Source organism: Lentzea kristufekii, from assembly GCF_033949925.1.
Taxonomy (GTDB): Bacteria; Actinomycetota; Actinomycetes; order Mycobacteriales; family Pseudonocardiaceae; genus Lentzea; species Lentzea kristufekii.
The window spans coordinates 144,133-156,602 of sequence record NZ_JAXAVV010000015.1 but is presented as its reverse complement, the minus strand read 5'-3'; the positions used below and the strand labels follow the sequence as shown (position 1 = coordinate 156,602).

The window sequence follows — 12,470 nt, the reverse complement described above, 5'->3', positions numbered from 1 at the left end:
TAGCTGCGACACGCTACTAGGCATGTGGGCGGAACGCACGCCACCGCAGAACGAGGGGACTAATCCGGCGGGGGCGCGCGTTCCTGGTTTTGGGGAGCGCACGCCCAGCGCCGTCGGGGAATCGGTTGTTCGCTGGGCGTGCGCTCGGTCGGTCACCGCTCGAAGCGGTCGCCGGACCGGCCCTCACCGAAGGGGCCGCGCTGGTCGAAGCGGTCTCCGCCGCGGTCGGGCCCGCGCTCTCCGCGCTCGTGCATCCGCACCTTGCCCGGACCGCCGCGGTGGTCGGAGCGCTCGGAGGCGACCGCTCCCACGATGCCGCCGCCGAGGACGAGACCCAGCAGGCCCACGGCGACCAGCTGCGTGGCGCGGTGGCGTACGAAACGCCGTCCCCGGCCAGGGCCCGTGGGCACGGCGGCCACAGGCGGCGCCACCGGAGGGGGAGGCGGTGCTTCCGCTGCCGTGGCCGCGGCCGGTGCGGGTTGCTCAGCCGCGGCCGGTGCGGGTTGCTCTGCCGCCGGCGTGGCGGGCTGCTGGGCCGGCAGTTCGGCGGTCGGGTGCTGACCAGGCGTGGCCGGTGCGTCGGCCGGCAGCGGGGTCGTTGCCTGGTCCGGTGCGGGCCGGCTGGCCTGCGGCTCGTTCTTGGACGGCTCCCGCGGTGGAGGCGTCTGTCCCTGCTCGCTCATGTCCTCAACGATGCGCCGTTCTGCTGAGCTGGGGCTGACAGCCACCTGTTCGTTTCCTGAAGTCCTTCAGGATCGCGCAGCGAGTTCATGACAGGCCTGGAACCAGCGAAAACGTGCCGCTGGTCGGCGTAGGTCGCGCCGAATAGCTCGTCGTCCAGGACGCCGGTCCACAGGAAGTGCAACGTCGTGCGGGTGCCGTTGCGGGCGTCGCGGCGGGCGTAGTGGTCGCGCAGATCGGCGTAGAGCAGGCGCAGTTCGTCCCGGTTGGACTCGGTGAGGCGGACCGGGCATTCGACGACCAGGTCGGACATGATCGATGCTCCATTCGGCGGGCCGGGAGACAACAGCGTGCTCGTCCCGGGTGCTCGGCCGCATCCGAAAAACCACTCAGAAGCGCGTACGTAGGTATCGCGGCCGGAATCCGCTTGCGCGCACCGGCTTCAATCGGTGCATGGAACTCGTACCCCTGCGCAAGGAGTTCGCCGCCGAGATGGCCGCGACCCGGCCGAACGACGACGAGGTCAACCGGCTGACCGGTACTCACGCGACGTTCACGCTGGAGGATTACGAGGCGTACATCGAGCGGACGCTGAACGATCCGGACCGCTACACCCGCGCGATCACCGAGGACGGGAAGTTCCTCGGCGAGGTCGTTCTCACCATCAATCCGCACAACCGCTCGGCGGGCATGCGGATCGCGTTGTGGGACGGCTTCGGCAAGGGGTACGGCTCGATCGCGATCAAGCACGTCCTCGACCACGCGTTTCATGAGCGCGGGCTGCACCGGGTCGATCTGGAGGTGTACGACTTCAACGAGCGGGCCATCCACGTCTACGAGAAGCTCGGCTTCCGCGAGGAGGGCCGGTTGAGGGACGCCCTGCTCTGGGACGGCGTCTTCCACGACGCGATCGTCATGTCCGTCTTGAGCACCGATAACATCTGATCCGAACACCCCATTACATCGAACGTAGGAGTCACCGTGTCCGAGTCGCGCCCAGCAGTCGCCCAGAACCCGCCGCGCGTGGTGGTTCCGGCTGGGACGACGGCGGGCACGGCCGTGCGCGAAGCCGGTCTGCCGGGCAAGGGCTCCGACGCGATCGTCGTCGTGAAGGACGCCGAGGGCCACCTGCGCGACCTGTCGTGGACCCCGCAGGTCGACGTCGAGGTCGAGGCCGTCGCCGCGGACACCGAGGACGGCCGCAGCGTCATCCGCCACTCCGCCGCGCACGTGCTGGCGCAGGCCGTGCAGCAGCAGTTCCCCGAGGCCAAGCTCGGCATCGGCCCGCCCGTGAAGGACGGCTTCTACTACGACTTCCAGGTCGAGAAGCCCTTCACGCCCGAGGACCTGCAGGCGCTCGAGAAGCGCATGAAGCAGATCATCAAGTCCTCGCAGCGGTTCTCGCGCCGCGTCGTCGAGTCGATCGACTCCGCCAAGGCCGAGCTGGCGTCCGAGCCGTTCAAGCTGGAGCTCGTCGACATCAAGAGCGACGTCGACACCAGCGAGATCATGGAGGTCGGCGGCGGCGAGCTGACGATCTACGACAACCTCGACCCGCGCTCCGGTGAGCAGGTCTGGGGCGACCTGTGCCGCGGTCCGCACGTGCCGACCACCAAGCACATCCCGGCGTTCAAGCTGACCCGCGTGGCCGCCGCGTACTGGCGCGGCAACGAGAACAACCCGCAGCTTCAGCGCATCTACGGCACCGCGTGGGAGTCGCAGGAGGCCCAGGACCTCTACCTGGAACGCCTGGCCGAGGCCGAGCGCCGCGACCACCGCAAGCTCGGTGTCGAGCTCGACCTGTTCTCGTTCCCGGACGAGATCGGCTCCGGCCTCGTGGTGTTCCACCCCAAGGGCGGCATCATCCGCAAGGCGATGGAGGATTACTCCCGCCAGCGCCACACCGAGGCGGGCTACGAGTTCGTCTACTCGCCGCACATCACCAAGGGCAAGCTGTTCGAGGTCTCCGGTCACCTGGACTGGTACAAGGACGGCATGTACCCGGCGATGCACCTCGACGCCGAGTTCAACGAGGACGGCACGGTTCGCAAGCCCGGCCAGGACTACTACCTCAAGCCGATGAACTGCCCGTTCCACGACCTGATCTTCAAGGCGCGCGGCCGGTCCTACCGCGAGCTGCCGCTGCGCATGTTCGAGTTCGGCTCGGTCTACCGCTACGAGAAGTCCGGCGTGGTGCACGGCCTGACCAGGGTGCGCGGCATGACGCAGGACGACGCGCACATCTTCTGCTCGCGCGACCAGGTCCGCGACGAGCTGAAGTCGCTGCTGAACTTCGTGCTGGACCTGCTGCGCGACTACGGTCTGGACGACTTCTACCTGGAGCTTTCGACCAAGAACCCGGAGAAGTTCGTCGGCCCGGACGACATCTGGGAGGAGGCGACCGCGACGCTCGCCTCGGTCGCCGAGGAGTCCGGTCTCGAGCTCGTGCCCGACCCCGGTGGCGCCGCGTTCTACGGCCCGAAGATCTCCGTGCAGGCGCGGGACGCGCTCGGCCGCACCTGGCAGATGTCGACCATCCAGCTCGACTTCATGCTGCCCGAGAAGTTCGAACTGGAGTACACCGGCCCGGACGGCTCGCGCCAGCGCCCGGTCATGATCCACCGCGCGCTGTTCGGCTCGGTCGAGCGCTTCTTCGGCGTGCTGACCGAGCACTACGCGGGCGCGTTCCCGGCGTGGCTCGCGCCGGTGCAGGTCATGGGCATCCCGGTGACGTCCGAGAACGCCGACCACCTGTTCGCGGTGCGCGACGTGCTGCGCAAGGCCGGCATCCGGGTCGACGTGGACGCCTCGGACGACCGCATGCAGAAGAAGATCCGCAACCACACCATGCAGAAGGTGCCGTTCATGCTCCTGGCCGGTGCCAAGGACGTGGAGGCGAACGCGGTGTCGTTCCGGTTCCGCGACGGCACGCAGATCAACGGCGTGCCGGTGGAGCGGGCGGTCGAGCAGATCGTCGAGTGGGTCGGCCGTCGCGAGAACGCGTCGCCCACGGCGGAACTGCTCTCGTGACGCCTGAGTTCTCCGAGCAGGCCGGTGTGGGGGTCCACGACGCGTTGCAGCGTCTGTGGACCCCGCACCGCCTGTCGTACGTGCAGGGCGCGGGCAAGGCCGAGGGCGATGAGCCCGCGGGCTGCCCGTTCTGCCGCGTGGTGGAACTGTCCGACGAGGACGGTCTGATCATCGCGCGCGGGGCCGAGGTCTTCGCGTTGCTGAACCTGTACCCGTACAACCCCGGTCACCTGATGGTGCTGCCGTACCGGCACGTGGCGGACTACTCGGAGCTGACGGTCACGGAGACCGCCGAGCTCGCCGCGTTCACGCAGAAGGCCATGACGGTCGCGCGGCACGTGGCGGCGCCGCACGGGTTCAACATCGGCATGAACCAGGGCGTCGTCGCCGGGGCCGGGATCGCCGCCCACCTGCACCAGCACGTGGTGCCGCGGTGGGGCGGGGACGCGAACTTCATGCCGGTCATCGGGCACACCAAGGTGCTCCCGCAGCTGCTGGGGGAGACCCGTCAGCTGCTGGCGGACGGCTGGAAGGCAGTCGACTGATCGTTTCGCGGTGCTTATCTGTTGACTTTCGATAGATCACGCGCGATAGTCGATCTATGCCTCGACTGTTGCTGCCTCTGGTGGGCTGCGTCCTGCTGGTCGCGCTCGGCGTCAGCGCGCTCATGTACGCCCAGTACGACGACGCTCCGGGCCTCGGGCTCATCGCGTTCGTACTGATTTTCGGCGGCATCGGCCTTGGTGTTCGCGCGGTATTGCGGGCTAAACGGGGCGTTTAGTCAGCGTGTCCGTGATTGAAAGCCGTACTAATTCTTGGACAAAAGAGTGACAAAAACCACTCATGTTGTCCGCACTGGACAATCGAAGCTGTTTCCACGCGCAACGGAATAGGTTTCGGTTACAACTTTCGGGTGTTTTTCTCCAGTCGATCGAGACGTAACACCAGCACAAAGCGATTCCAGGTAGGTGAGATCACCCACCTGGAGGTGTCAACTGCGAGTCAAGTCCCCGCCTATGGCCGATCGTCTCACCGTGTGCGAATGGTTACGGTGCGAACATGACCGCACCTGAGCGTTCGCGATTAGCGAGAGAGCGGCTTTCGCGTGAACTACGCCGGTTGCGCACCGAGGCGAAGATGACCGGCACGGCCACCGCCCGTGCCACCGGGATGAGCCAGTCCAAGCTGTCGAAGATCGAGAACGGCATGCTGCTCCCGTCCGTGACGGATGTGGAGCGTCTCGTGGCGGAACTGGCCGCCGCGAGAGAGACGCGCATCGAACTGGTCGAACTCGCCAGGTCGCTGCACGCGGAGGCGGAAACCCGCCGCGTCGTGCTGCACCGAGGAGCGCACCGCCACCAGCAGACGATCAGCCGTGTGGAGGCGCGGGCGGCGACATCGAGGTTCTTCCAGGTCAACCTGGTGCCCTCGCTGCTGCAGTCCGAGTCCTACCTGCGGATCGTGCTGGGGACGATGCCGCATTCGGAACAGGAGGCCGCGGTGGCCGCCCTGCGCACCCGCCGTTCCCGGATGGACGACCTGGCGAAGCAGTTCGTGTTCGTGCTCTCCGAAAGCGCGCTGCGCTGGCGGATGGGCTCGGCGGAGCTGATGGCGGAACAGGTGGAGCACCTGGCCGCGATCCAGCGCCGACCGAACGTCCGGCTCGGCGTCGTGCCGTGGTCCGCGGACGCGAACGTGGTCGCTTTGCACGGTTTCCACATCTACGACGAGCGCGTCGTCACGGTCAGCGTGCTGACCGGCAACGCCACCATCACCGACCCGCTGGACGTGCGCGAGTACCTCGCGTTGTTCGGGCGGCTCGAACGGCTGGCGGTGCGAGGGGAGGAGTTGCAGGGATTGCTGAAGCGCATCGCGGAGGACCACCGCCGGCTCGGCTAGGCCGGCTCGGCTGGAGATTTCTCGCCGGACGATTCCGGCTGGACGGTCTCCGGCCGGAAGGATTTCCACGAGGGGGTCAGGCGGGTTGTTCACGGGTGCTGTCGCTGTGACGGCGGCGCTCGTCGGCCCGCCTCCCGTGTTCGCGGCGAAGGGCGGGGGTCTCGTCCTCACCCGCGAGCGGTGCGTTTCACCAGTCCAGCTAGGCTTCGACCTGCCATGCTGAACATCTTCGCTCGCGCGTCCGTCTCGCGCGTCACCGATCCGATCGGGGCGTGGCTGCTGGCGCGTGGCCTCACGCCCAACGCCGTGACCGTCGTCGGCACGATCGGCGCCGTCGCGAGCGCGCTGTGGTTCATCCCCAGCGGTCAGCTGTTCCTGGGCTGCGCGCTGGTGGCGTTCTTCGTGCTGCTCGACCTGATCGACGGTGCCATGGCCCGCGCGCAGGGGCCCACGAAGTTCGGTGCCGTGCTCGACGCCACCTGTGACCGCATCGCGGACGGGGCGTTGTTCGCGGCGCTCACCTGGTACGCGTTCGACACCGGCGACCGGTGGACGGCCGCGGCCGGGTTCATCTGCCTGGTGGCCTCGCAGGTCATCTCGTACGTCAAGGCGCGCGCCGACGCGACCGGGCTCTCCGCCGACGGCGGGCTCGCCGAGCGGGCCGAGCGGTTCATCATCGCGCTGATCGGCGCCGGGGTGCAGGGGCTGGGCGTGCCGCACCTGATGGCCGTCTCGCTGTGGCTGCTCGCGGCGATGACGGTCGCGACGGTGCTGCAGCGGATCTTCGCGGTCGCGAAGTCGGCGCGGGAGGCCGCGTGAACCTCGCGACCCTCGGGTACACCGCCGGGTGGCGGCTGGTCCGCCTGCTGCCGGAGTCGTGGGCGCGCGGGGTGTTCCGCGCGGGCGCCGACTACGCGGCTCGTCGCGGTGGCGCGAGCGTCGAGCAGCTGCGCCGGAACCTGAGCCGGGTCGTGCCGCAGGCGGGCGAGGACGAGCTCGACGGCCTGGTGCGCGACTCGCTGCGCTCGTACGCGCGCTACTGGTGCGAGGCGTTCCGGCTGCCGTCGATGGACCTGCGCGCCGCCCACGAGAAGCACCGGTTCCAGGTGTCCGGCCAGGAGAACCTCGACGCGGCGCTGGCCAACGGCACCGGTGCGATCGCCGCCCTGCCGCACAGCGGCAACTGGGACATGGCGGGCGTCTGGCTCGTCGGCCACTCCGGCACGTTCACGACGGTGGCCGAACGGCTGAAGCCCGAGTCGCTGTACCGCAAGTTCGTGGAGTTCCGCGAGACGCTGGGCTTCGAGGTGCTGCCGCTGAACGGCGGCGACCGTCCACCCGCGACGGTGCTGGCGGAACGCCTGCGCGCCAACAAGGTCGTGTGCCTGCTGGCGGACCGCGACCTGACGTCGACCGGCGTGCCCGTGACGTTCTTCGGCGAGCAGACCCTGATGCCCGCGGGGCCGGCGCACCTGGCCTCGACGACGGGCGCCGCGCTGCTGCCGGTCGGGTGCTGGTTCACCGAGGACGGCTGGCACTTCCGCATCCACCCGCCGATCAAGGTCAGCACCGTCCAGGCCGCCACGCAGGCCGTCGCGGACGTGTTCGCCGCCGACATCGCCGCGCACCCGGCCGACTGGCACATGCTGCAGCAGCTCTGGCTCGCCGACCTGCCCGAGAAGCGTCGCGCCGCCCTCGCTCGGAGGCTTTCGCGGTGAAGGTCGGCATCGTCTGCCCGTACTCCTTGGACGTGCCCGGAGGAGTGCAGGCGCACGTCGTCGATCTCGCGCGCGCCCTGATCGGCCTCGGGCACGAGGTGAACGTCCTCGCGCCCGCCGACGACGACCAGGCGCTGCCGCCGTTCGTCACGTCCGCCGGCCGCGCGGTCGGCATCCCGTACAACGGTTCCGTGGCACGTCTCAGCTTCGGTCCCGTCTCGTACGCGCGGGTCCGCCGCTGGATCGATGAGCACGAGTTCGACGTCCTGCACCTGCACGAGCCCACCGCGCCGTCGCTGTCGTTCCTGGCGCTGGTGGTCGCGGACGGCCCGATCGTCGCCACCTTCCACACCTCGACGCCGCGCTCCAAGATGCTGTCGGCGTTCCAGGGCGTGCTGCAGCCGTTCCTGGAGAAGGTCACCGCCCGCATCGCCGTCTCGGCGCTGGCCCGCCGCGTGCAGGTCGAGCACCTCGGCGGCGACGCGGTGGAGATCCCGAACGGCGTCGACGTCGACTTCTTCGCCTCCGCGTCCACTTTGGACGGCTATCCGCGCGCCGGTGGCACGCTCGGTTTCGTCGGCCGCTACGACGAACCGCGCAAGGGCATGCAGATCCTGTGGGAGGCGTTCGGCCTGATCGCCGACGAGTTCCCGGACCTGCGCCTGCTCGTCGTGGGCCGCGGCGAGAACCCGTTCGACGGCCCCTTCTCCGACCGGGTCGACCTGCTGGGCCAGGTCAGCGACGAGGACAAGGCCCGGATGCTGCGTTCCGTGGACGTCTACGTCGCCCCGAACACGGGCGGCGAGTCGTTCGGCATCATCCTGACCGAGGCCATGTCGGCCGGCACCGCGGTCGTGGCCTCGGACCTCGACGCGTTCCGGCGCGTGCTGGACGACGGCAAGGCGGGCGTGCTGTTCCCGGTGGGCGACGCGCACGCGCTGGCCGACGCGCTGCGCCCGGTGCTGCGGGACTCGGCACTGCGCGCCGAGTACGTCGACATCGCCTCCCAGCGGGTGCAGGCCTTCGACTGGTCCGTCGTCGCCTCGCAGGTGCTGCGCGTCTACGAGACGGCCATCGCCGCCGACCCGCGCCGGGTGAGCGAGGCATGACCACCGCACTCGTCATCGTCCTGGTGACCCTGCTGCTTGCCGCATGGATCCTCCGCGTCGCGAACCGCCTCGACCGCCTGCACGTCCGCACCGACGCCGCCTGGGCCGCCGTCGACGCCGCCCTGGCCCGCCGGGCGGTCGTGGTGCGCGCGCTGCTGGACCCCGAACTCTCCGCCGCCGCGTCCAGGGCCGAGGCCGCCTCCCGCGCCGACCGCGAACTCCTCGAGAACGAACTCTCCGCCCTGCTGGGCGCCCTGGACCGGTCCGCTCTTCCCGCCGCGCTGGCCGCCGAACTGTCCGACGCCGAGGAACGCGTCATGCTCGCCCGCCGCGTGCACAACGACGCCGTGCGCGACACGTTGTTGCTACGCCGCCGCCGCGTCGTCCGCTGGCTGCGCCTGGCCGGCACGGCGCCGCAGCCGTCGTACTTCGAGATCGCCGAGCCGCCCGCCCCGTCGGACGCCGTGCTGCTCACGCCCCGGCCGTCCGCGCGCGTGGTCCTCACGGACGCCCAAGGCCGTGTGCTGCTCTTCCACGGCTTCGACCCCGGCCGCCCCCAGGAGCTCTTCTGGTTCACCGTCGGCGGTGGTGTCGAGAAGGGCGAGGAACTGCGGGACGCGGCCGTGCGCGAGGCCTTCGAGGAGACGGGCCTCAAGCTCGCGCCGGAGCAGCTGACCGGCCCGATCTGGCGCCGTCGTGCGGTGTTCAGCTTCGACGGCGAGACGTTCGACGCCGAGGAGTGGTTCTTCCACGCCTCCGTCGACGGCGACCTGACCGTCGACACCTCGGGCTTCAACGACGTCGAGGAGACCAGCATCTCCGGCTACCGCTGGTGGAGCGCCGAGGAGCTGGAGTCCACAGAGGACACCGTGTACCCGGTGCAGCTGGCCGAACTGCTGCCCGAGCTCACCCGGGACTGGGACGGCCGTACTCGCCCGGTTCGCTGACTTCGCGCCATTGCTCCAGCTTCTCGCGGGTCGCGCGGAGGTCGGGGTGGTGCTCACCGAGCACCCTGATCTGGTGCTCGAGCAGCTCCTCGAACTCCTCCACCGCGCCGGCCGGATCACCGGTCAGCCCCCGCCACTGGGCGAGGCTCCACCGGGTCGACATCGTGCGCGGGTGGTCCGCGCCCAGTACGCGGAGCTGGTCTTCCAGGAGGTCCTCCAGTTCGTCGGCCGCGTCGTCCAGGTCTCCGGCCTCGGCCAGGGCGGCGGCGAGCCCGGAGCGCGCCTCCAGAGCACGGGGATCGTCCGGGCCCGCGGTGCGCTCCAGATCCCGCACCAGCGACTCGAACGACTCCACCGCGCGGCCGGGGTTCCCTGACTTCGCCTGCGCGAACGCGAGGTTGTGGCGGGTGGTCAACGTCATCGAGTGGTCCGGGCCGAGCACCCGCATCTGGTCGAAGAACAGGTCCCGGAACGCTGTGACCGCTCCGGCCCTGTCGCCCGAGTTGCCGAGCCAGTGGGCGTGGTTGTTGCGGACTCTCAGCGTCTCGACGTGGTCCGGCCCGAACAGCCGTGTCACGTCGGCGAGCAGGTCCCGCAGCCCCTCGACCGCTCCGGCCGCGTCGCCTCCGCTGCCGCGCCACCCGGCGGCGTTGAAGCGGCAGAGCAGGGTGTCGAGGTGATCAGGACCCAGGTACCCGGCGGCGGTGGCTTGGAGATCGTCGAAGTAGCGGACGGCGTCCGCGTGGTACCCGGCCGCCCCGAGGCTCCTGCCCGCGAGGAACAGCAGGAAATGACCTTCGGGGCGCCACAGGTGAACGCCACCCGCATCGGCGAGTGCCGCGGCGTTGGCCCGCAACACCTGACCCAGCAACGGATCCGTCACGACGTCCGGCCACACCTGCTCCAGCGCGTCCGCGGCGGCCCTGACCACCACCCCGGCCCGCTCGTCGGACCACGCCGCGCGGGTGGCGCGCTGCACGAGCGAGTGCACCCGCACCTCGCGTGACACCGACCCCTCGCTGAAGGTGACGAGACTCAGCCGGTGCAGGCACCCGAGCCCGTCCCGCGCATCGGCCTCGTCCACGCCGAGGAAGTCGAGCATCGCCCGCGTCGTGAAGACCGCCACCGGAATCCCGTTGGCGTCCAGCACACTCGCCACGTCGAGCAGGGGCCGCACCACCCCGGTGCGCGCGAGCCGATCGGCCTGCTCGACCGCCAGCGACCAGGTCGCCGCACTCGGATCGAGCCGTTCCGGCAGGCGAGCGCGGTACTCCGCGCACGACAGGTGGTGGTCCAGCATGTTCGCCGCGGCCTGGGCCAGCGCCACCGGCAACCCGCCGAGCTCGCGCACCAGCCCGTCGTCGTCGAGCAACGCGGGCTGATCGGCCAACGCCGAACGCAGATAGGCGATTCCCTCGTCCTCGGTGAACGCCTCGACGGTGACCAGCCGCCGCTCGTGCCCGCGCAGCACGGCGTCCCGGCGCAGCGTCGTCACCACGACCTGGCCACCGGCCGGCGGCCACAGCCCGTCGAGGTCGGCAGGAGTGCGCAGATCGTCCAGCACCACGAGCCACGGCTCGTGCGTGCCCGCCAGCCACTCCAGCAACGTGCGCGCGCCCCGCTCCGGATCGGGGTCGTTGACGCCGAGGAGTTTCGCGGCCACGTCGGCGAAGCTGGAGACGATCGACTCGCGCGAGGTCGCCGTGACCCACACCAGCAGGTCGACCTCACCGGTGGCCCACAGCCGTTCGGCGTGGCCGGCGGCCAGCTGGCTCTTGCCCACCCCCGGAAGTCCGGACAGCACCGTCACCGGAGCTTCGAGGTCGACGTACCGCTCCTGGAACGCGGCCGCGCGGGGTGGCACCAGGCCGCACCGCAGCGGGAGGGCGGCCCGAGCCGGACCGGGGTGCTGGTGGTGGTGGAAGTCGCCGGTGACCGCGCCGACCTGCAGGACCATCCCGTGCACGTCTCCGTACACGGTGTTCTCCACGGACTGGGTGGGCGGCTCGTCAGGCATCAAGACCATTATCCCCGCGCAACGCGTACCGGACGTGCCCGCCGCGGGATTCGGGCACGTCCGGTACGCCGCTACACAGCTGGGATGACCGCCGATCCGTACGCGTCGCGCGTCTTGTCCTTCTCGTCGTGCATCAGGTACAGCGCGAAGTTGTCGACACCGATCTCCTTGAGCTCCTGCAACCGCTCGACGTGCGCCGACTCCGGGCCGACGAGGCAGAAGCGGTCCACGATCGCGTCCGGCACGAAGTCGGTGGAACGGTTGCCCGCCTTGCCGTGGTGGGAGTAGTCGTAACCCTCGCGGTCCTTGATGTAGTCGGTCAGGGCCTTGGGCACGACGCCCGAATCCCCGTACCGCGTCACGAGGTCCGCGACGTGGTTGCCCACCATGCCGCCGAACCACCGCAGCTGGTCGCGCTGGTGGGCGAGGTCCGTGCCCACGTAGGCCGGTGCCGCCACGCACATCGTGATCGCCGACGGGTCACGTCCGGCGGCCGCCGCGGCCTCGCGGACCGACCCGATCGTCCAGCGGGCGATGTCCGGGTCGGCGGTCTGCAGGATGAAGCCGTCGGCCTGCTCGCCGACCATCTTCAACGCGAGCGGACCGTACGCGGCCATCCAGATCTCGAGCTTTCCGTTGCGCACCCACGGGATCTGCACCGGTGTGCCGTGGTGCTCGACCTCCCGTCCCTCCGCCAGCTCCTTGATCACGTGCATCGCGTCGCCCAGTGTCGCGAGCGTGGCGGGCTTCTGGCCGATCACGCGGCGGGCCGAGTCGCCGCGGCCGATGCCGCAGACCGTGCGGTTGCCGAACATGTCGTTCAGCGTCGCGAACAGCGAGGCGGTCACCGACCAGTCGCGGGTCGACGGGTTGGTGACCATCGGCCCGACGACGAGGTCGCGGGTGGCCGCCAGCACCTGCGAGTAGATGACGAACGGTTCCTGCCACAGCACGCAGGAGTCGAACGTCCAGCCGTAGCGGAAGCCGCAGTCCTCGGCCGCGCGGAGGCCTTCCACCACGTCCCGCGCCGGCGGGTCGGTCTGCAGCACTACACCGAAGTCCACGGGTG

General features: G+C 70.0%; 13 protein-coding genes. 9 read left to right on the top strand and 4 right to left on the bottom strand.

Annotated elements, in window-relative coordinates:
• Positions 1 to 152: 152 nt before the first annotated feature.
• Both SK571_RS28870 and SK571_RS28865 read right to left on the bottom strand, forming a co-directional pair.
• A complete protein-coding gene (locus tag SK571_RS28870) occupies positions 153 to 683 on the bottom strand; it encodes a hypothetical protein (protein WP_319987221.1) in 531 nt (176 codons plus the stop codon).
• Positions 680 to 994, bottom strand: coding sequence for a hypothetical protein (locus SK571_RS28865; RefSeq protein WP_319987220.1), 315 nt, complete (start codon positions 992 to 994; stop codon positions 680 to 682). The genes SK571_RS28870 and SK571_RS28865 overlap by 4 nt, the downstream gene beginning before the upstream one ends.
• Positions 995 to 1,134: 140 nt before the next feature.
• Between SK571_RS28865 and SK571_RS28860 the strand changes: the two genes are divergently transcribed.
• The 9 genes from SK571_RS28860 to SK571_RS28820 all read left to right on the top strand — a co-directional run bounded on the left by SK571_RS28860 (position 1,135) and on the right by SK571_RS28820 (position 9,384).
• The gene (locus SK571_RS28860) at positions 1,135 to 1,626 is read left to right on the top strand and encodes a GNAT family N-acetyltransferase (protein WP_319987219.1); all 492 of its coding nucleotides are present in this window, start codon (positions 1,135 to 1,137) and stop codon (positions 1,624 to 1,626) included.
• 78 nt (positions 1,627 to 1,704) lie between these two features.
• Positions 1,705 to 3,711, top strand: coding sequence for a threonine--tRNA ligase (gene thrS, locus SK571_RS28855; protein WP_319987292.1), 2,007 nt, complete (start codon positions 1,705 to 1,707; stop codon positions 3,709 to 3,711).
• A complete protein-coding gene (locus SK571_RS28850; protein WP_319987218.1) occupies positions 3,708 to 4,256 on the top strand; it encodes an HIT family protein in 549 nt (182 codons plus the stop codon). Before thrS ends, SK571_RS28850 begins: the two co-directional genes overlap by 4 nt.
• Before the next feature lie 56 nt (positions 4,257 to 4,312).
• Positions 4,313 to 4,492 (top strand): hypothetical protein, encoded by a 180-nt coding sequence (locus SK571_RS28845; protein WP_090066965.1) that lies wholly within the window; start codon positions 4,313 to 4,315, stop codon positions 4,490 to 4,492.
• A gap of 278 nt (positions 4,493 to 4,770) precedes the next feature.
• A complete protein-coding gene (locus SK571_RS28840) occupies positions 4,771 to 5,610 on the top strand; it encodes a helix-turn-helix domain-containing protein (protein ID WP_319987217.1) in 840 nt (279 codons plus the stop codon).
• 216 nt (positions 5,611 to 5,826) lie between these two features.
• The gene (gene pgsA / locus SK571_RS28835) at positions 5,827 to 6,429 is read left to right on the top strand and encodes a phosphatidylinositol phosphate synthase (protein ID WP_319987216.1); all 603 of its coding nucleotides are present in this window, start codon (positions 5,827 to 5,829) and stop codon (positions 6,427 to 6,429) included.
• Positions 6,426 to 7,328 (top strand): phosphatidylinositol mannoside acyltransferase, encoded by a 903-nt coding sequence (locus tag SK571_RS28830; protein ID WP_319987215.1) that lies wholly within the window; start codon positions 6,426 to 6,428, stop codon positions 7,326 to 7,328. Before pgsA ends, SK571_RS28830 begins: the two co-directional genes overlap by 4 nt.
• A complete protein-coding gene (locus tag SK571_RS28825; RefSeq protein WP_319987214.1) occupies positions 7,325 to 8,437 on the top strand; it encodes a glycosyltransferase family 4 protein in 1,113 nt (370 codons plus the stop codon). Before SK571_RS28830 ends, SK571_RS28825 begins: the two co-directional genes overlap by 4 nt.
• On the top strand, positions 8,434 to 9,384 hold the full coding sequence (locus tag SK571_RS28820) for an NUDIX hydrolase (protein ID WP_319987213.1): 951 nt from the start codon (positions 8,434 to 8,436) through the stop codon (positions 9,382 to 9,384). The genes SK571_RS28825 and SK571_RS28820 overlap by 4 nt, the downstream gene beginning before the upstream one ends.
• On the opposite strand, the gene SK571_RS28815 is transcribed toward SK571_RS28820, so the two are convergent.
• Together SK571_RS28815 and SK571_RS28810 are read right to left on the bottom strand one after the other, a co-directional pair.
• Positions 9,344 to 11,401: a tetratricopeptide repeat protein gene (locus SK571_RS28815; RefSeq protein ID WP_319987212.1), complete on the bottom strand. Its 2,058-nt coding sequence runs from the start codon at positions 11,399 to 11,401 to the stop codon at positions 9,344 to 9,346. The two genes, SK571_RS28820 and SK571_RS28815, sit on opposite strands and share 41 nt — an antisense overlap.
• Before the next feature lie 71 nt (positions 11,402 to 11,472).
• Entirely contained in the window at positions 11,473 to 12,465 is a 993-nt protein-coding gene (locus SK571_RS28810) for a TIGR03842 family LLM class F420-dependent oxidoreductase (RefSeq protein ID WP_319987211.1), read from the bottom strand.
• Positions 12,466 to 12,470: the final 5 nt, after the last annotated feature.

What these genes read in the sequence shown, in the direction of transcription:
- SK571_RS28840 (WP_319987217.1), top strand. Translation starts at nt 4,771, where the DNA reads ATGACCGCACCTGAGCGTTCGCGATTAGCGAGAGAGCGGCTTTCGCGT.
- SK571_RS28860 (WP_319987219.1), top strand. Translation starts at nt 1,135, where the DNA reads ATGGAACTCGTACCCCTGCGCAAGGAGTTCGCCGCCGAGATGGCCGCG.
- SK571_RS28865 (WP_319987220.1), bottom strand. Translation starts at nt 994, where the DNA reads ATGTCCGACCTGGTCGTCGAATGCCCGGTCCGCCTCACCGAGTCCAAC.
- SK571_RS28815 (WP_319987212.1), bottom strand. Translation starts at nt 11,401, where the DNA reads ATGCCTGACGAGCCGCCCACCCAGTCCGTGGAGAACACCGTGTACGGA.
- pgsA (WP_319987216.1), top strand. Translation starts at nt 5,827, where the DNA reads ATGCTGAACATCTTCGCTCGCGCGTCCGTCTCGCGCGTCACCGATCCG.
- SK571_RS28845 (WP_090066965.1), top strand. Translation starts at nt 4,313, where the DNA reads ATGCCTCGACTGTTGCTGCCTCTGGTGGGCTGCGTCCTGCTGGTCGCG.
- SK571_RS28820 (WP_319987213.1), top strand. Translation starts at nt 8,434, where the DNA reads ATGACCACCGCACTCGTCATCGTCCTGGTGACCCTGCTGCTTGCCGCA.
- SK571_RS28870 (WP_319987221.1), bottom strand. Translation starts at nt 683, where the DNA reads ATGAGCGAGCAGGGACAGACGCCTCCACCGCGGGAGCCGTCCAAGAAC.